Source organism: Glutamicibacter sp. BW80 (assembly GCF_002332385.1).
Lineage (GTDB): Bacteria > Actinomycetota > Actinomycetes > Actinomycetales > Micrococcaceae > Glutamicibacter.
Genome location: NZ_NRGV01000009.1, coordinates 1 through 4,494, shown reverse-complemented (window position 1 = coordinate 4,494; position 4,494 = coordinate 1). Strand labels below are relative to the sequence as shown.

General features: G+C 53.0%; 5 protein-coding genes. All 5 read left to right on the top strand.

What is annotated here, in order from left to right; genetic code table 11:
* Positions 1–313 precede the first annotated feature (313 nt).
* Positions 314–694 carry a hypothetical protein gene (locus tag CIK76_RS01705; RefSeq protein ID WP_141393431.1) on the top strand — a complete coding sequence of 127 codons (381 nt, stop codon included), beginning with the start codon at positions 314–316 and terminating at the stop codon, positions 692–694.
* Positions 695–897: 203 nt separating this feature from the next.
* Entirely contained in the window at positions 898–1,374 is a 477-nt protein-coding gene (locus CIK76_RS01700; RefSeq protein WP_141393430.1) for a hypothetical protein, read from the top strand.
* Between the two features lie 245 nt (positions 1,375–1,619).
* Positions 1,620–1,793 carry a recombinase family protein gene (locus CIK76_RS19970; RefSeq protein WP_343252099.1) on the top strand — a complete coding sequence of 58 codons (174 nt, stop codon included), beginning with the start codon at positions 1,620–1,622 and terminating at the stop codon, positions 1,791–1,793.
* A gap of 435 nt (positions 1,794–2,228) precedes the next feature.
* Complete coding sequence (locus CIK76_RS01690; protein WP_096283071.1) at positions 2,229–2,984, top strand: hypothetical protein; 756 nt, start codon at positions 2,229–2,231, stop codon at positions 2,982–2,984.
* Positions 2,985–3,066: 82 nt separating this feature from the next.
* Positions 3,067–4,248 (top strand): hypothetical protein, encoded by a 1,182-nt coding sequence (locus tag CIK76_RS01685; RefSeq protein WP_013348177.1) that lies wholly within the window; start codon positions 3,067–3,069, stop codon positions 4,246–4,248.
* The last annotated feature ends 246 nt before the right edge of the window (positions 4,249–4,494 follow it).

Sequence of the window (4,494 nt, the reverse complement as noted above, 5' to 3'; positions counted from 1 at the left end):
TACCGGCCCGCGAGGGGAACGCTCTACGGGACATCAAGCGCGGGTTCGAATCGGGGCGATCTGCATTTGATCCAACCGTTGCTTTGGGAACCATTCTCGACGAGGATAAGACAGACCTAGAACAGGGGGACGCATGCGCTCGAGCAAACCGACACATAAGAATCCGTGGCCACGCGACATGATAATCACTGTCGAAGATCGACCTAGCTTGCTCCTAGAGTTGCTCTGGTTACGGGAAGCTTACGAGCTGACACCTCATGGCGACAATCTCCCACCGCTACTGTCAGATACCCCAACACCCCTACGAGATGCCATGATCAGCACCTCTACTCAAGCCGAATGGGAATCTGCCTGGCCACGCATATGGCAGGCTGCTATCCATACAGGTATCGAAAGACCAGGCTGGCGCGAAGAATTCGGAGACAGCGCCTTCGACAACGACTCTTACCGCACATGGTCTCAACGGGGATGGAACGCTTATCTTGCTACCTCGCCGGTGAGAGCCGAAGAAAGTCCAGAACGGCGCGATCTCCCAAACCTAATCCCGGCTTGGCGCGCCGGCCTTCGCAAGATCATTACTATTCCTTGTACGGGTGAGTTCACGCAAAAACTTGGTGAGAACACCTTGCTTATGAACTTCGCAACGCGCAATAACAGCGACAGTTACCGGCAGGCGCTGGACACATTTGCGTGACCAGCAATAACGTGTTTGCACCCGCTACTTGGCAGTTAGTGCTGTCCCGTGAGCCGAACCCTAAACGGACCCACTGGCTAGCATTCAAATGACGCCATATGAGTTCGTGACTACTGGACACTGGTGAACGCCTGACTTTTCTCCTAATGTTGGATAAAGATGTTGTTTCGACATTCATCTAACGTTTCCGAGAAAGGCTCGTCATGAATCCTCTAACACCGCGGCTCGCTCTGGCTGTATTAACCATGTTGGCGCTAAGTGCGTGTTCTCCCAATGCTGATGGGAACCAAACACCTTCGGACACCGGCGCGGCGGTCGAAGCAGCAGTATCAGAAACGTGTGTTGCGGGGTCGGACCCGAAGTGTGTTTTGGTCAAGGGCGAGAATGTTGTACTCCCCTCTGATTTCGAACGAGTCGGAGTCAAAAACGTTTCAGCCGCCGGTGATCAGAGTCCGAATACCGTGGACGTGACGTTCACCAAAGATGGCACAAAGGTCTTCCGTGCCCTCACGGAAAAGGCCGCCCAAACTGGAAGTTCGGAACGTCTGCTCCTGAAGATCGGCGGAGAAGTACAAGCTGTCGTCACGGTAATGCAAGCAATAGATAATGGCCGGGTACAGATTGACTTCTCGCCAGACCACAGCGCTCAGGAAGCTATAGACCTAATTCAGGCAGGTTAGGAAGCGTGGCCGGCGGCCTGCCAAGGCCTTGATATCGGTGGTTTTATCGTCGATTGCGGAACCGTTCGGGTAATCAGGTAAATCACTTCTTTTGACTACAAAATCAGAGCCAGTCCCGTTAGGGGTCTGTCCGGATTGACATTTTGGACCGTACCGTAAGGAGGTCCGCAAGAGGAACGTCTTACGGGACGGGCTCAAACAGCTATAAAGAGAGACCCGTTCTGGAGGAAGCGAACGTTCCGGCAGTGAAGACATACGGTGGAGGGTTACACCGACGCACAACCATTCGACCATGCCAGCGGTGCCAAGACCAGCTGGTCATCACCCGAATGGACAGGCTCGGACGCTCGGTGCTCCACCTGGTGATCCTCGGTGCGGCCCTAAGCGAGCGTGATGTGGGATTACGTGTCCTCGAGTAGGGCATCGACACCACAACCGCAGAAGGACTTGCAAGATTCGGAATGCTCTCCGTCGACTGACAGTACTGTTTGCGATGATCCGCGATGGTTCCCTTTATGACGCTCCGGAGCAGAAAATTGCTTGACTTTTAACATAGGGGCACCCCCCCGGCGTCTCGTACAACAAAGCGAACGGCTCCGAGTCCAACACTTCGAGACTCGCATAGCGTTGTATCCAAGAAACCCGCCGATCAATCTTCAAACCTCGAATCGTAACAAATACCGGATAACATTTCACTCTTAAATCCATATGGCAATGATTAAGTTCCCTAGGTAAAGCAAATTTTTCCGCATTTTCAGAACGTCGGGAGAAGTTAATCGAAAACATGAATTATTCTGTGCATTGGGCGCACAACCAGTGCCAACCCATCGTCTCCTTGCACGAAAGGTGCATTCATGAAAAAGCGTTTAGCCATTGCCGGCCTGGCGTTGTCAGGATTGCTGCTCGTAACTTCCGCGATCCCAGTTTCCGCCGCAACTGAATCCAAAGCCATCCAGGAGCTCGCCGCTATGAGCCCCGGCTTGCCCATCTCCGAGCTCAAGTCATCTCTCACGACATATGCCAAGGAAAATGGCTTGACCCTGAGCCAAGCTACCAATAAGGCACTTGCTGAAAATCGTCAATCGGTTGCGGCTGCCGCCCCTGTTGCGAGTAAGAGCTCATCGCTAACCCAGGGCGCTGCGCCAGCAAATGCCGGCGGGGGTAGGATCTACAACTTGGGGTCCGCAAAACAAGGCGGCGACGTATTCGTGATGCCTGCCGGTTATGGCATTATCAATCATGGCCACACCGGTATTTTTATTTCGAAGACAGTCCTCGTCGAAGCCCCCGGAAGAAACAAGAAGAGCAGGTCAACAAGCTCCCTCAATTACAAAGTGAGCAAAGGCGCGGTCAAACAGCAGGTAAACCACATTGCGTCAGTGAAGACCAACGCTGCCAACCGCGCAAAGGGATTGACAGGCAAGAACTACAACATGAATTTTGCTGTCAATAAATCTGCCACTGGCAGAGACATGAACTGTTCACAGCTCGTATGGGCGGCGTTCAAATTAGTAAACAAAAGCATTGACTTAGATGGAAACGGAGGGCTCGGAGTCTATCCGTACGACATCAAGAAATCGAGCCGGACGACAACATACAAAACCTTCTAACCCAACACCACCAATAATGTAGTGGGTCGGCTGACAAGAAATCTGCCGCCGACCCACTGCAGCTGATCGGAAGAAACGCAACATGACTCGAACCCGCCCCGTGGCAATCACATTGGGAACCCTGCTTGCCCTGGCTTTGTCTGGCTGCACAGGGGGTGTAGAAACGCGTGCCCCTGCGGAATCCAATCTGCAGGATCTGGGGCAAACCAAGTATGCGGTATACCTCAGCCCGCCAAGCACTGACTTGGACGCGGAGAAAGGGTCCCAAGGAAAAGTCCTGCTCTTTGAGCAAGATGGCTCCTACCAGCTGGTTGAGACAGATGGTATGGACAACGGGCTGTTCGCTTGGAACGAGAAGGCGTTGTTCTTCAGCGACATGAACAATGACTACAAGATCGATGATTCTGGACTCGAAATTTCTCCGAGCCCCAAAACGGACAGTCAGAATGGAATGTTTTCAACCGATAACGGTTCATCGATTGGAGTCTACAACGACGGCTTCATAGAAAATGGATACGCGAGTCAGGTTGTGATCTCCTCAGACGGAAAATCGACGTTGCATGAAGCCGAGGGCAACTACTTCATCACTTCCCAATGCGGTGACATGATCTATGGCGCCAGCCGCACGACAGGACGATACACTCCTCCTGGGGAGCTTGAAAAAGAACCCATGATGTTCGCCCAATTGACTGGGACCAAGAACGGGTCCGAGCACGTTCTTGGTTCAAGTAACTTAGCCACTGAAGGCGCAGTGGTTCCCGATGCACCCTGTGTAGACGGAAGTGTATATTACCTTTCCGATGCCAGCTCCCAATCGATAGGTGATCAGCCCAAGCCTGTTTTATCGGCCTGGGACACACGCACCGGTAAGTACACAGAAGTGCCTCTCACAAATGTTTCGAACGATGAACCCCTCATGCGTGATGATGGAACAGGTCTACCGCAACTGGGCTCGGCTTCCATCCGCAAGGGTGCCATTGAATGGTACGGGGCAGGAAATGCAATATTTACCACAGATCTGAAAACAGGCGAAACGACCCATAAGTTCAATGTGGAGGGGCACACCAGTCAAGCATCCTCATCCCAAGCAGTCTTCACTCCCTCTGAGGTTGTCCAGTTGGTGGACAACAACGACGGTTCCGACTACCGCATCATTGCCTATGACCGTGACACCGGACGCGAAGTTTCTCGAACAGTCCTTCCGGGCCTAGTTGACGAGTTCAGCAATGACCTCATCCTCCGAGGATTCGCGGTGCGCCCGTAACTTTGTTCCAGGCAGCCAAGTTGAATCCGGGTCGCCGCAGAAAACGGAAAAAATCGTACGCTAAGGGCGAGTGGAGCCAGATAGCAATTGGACTTCAGCTTGCCGACGGAATCAAGTCAAAGGCTGTCCCGTAGCAGGACCAGGTAGAGCCCTCTGTTTGGCTGCGCAATCAGTGGCGTCGTCCCGCAAGGGGTCTGACCGCATAATTGAATTGCAGTGTTCCGATAGCCGGTCCTCCACCGGACA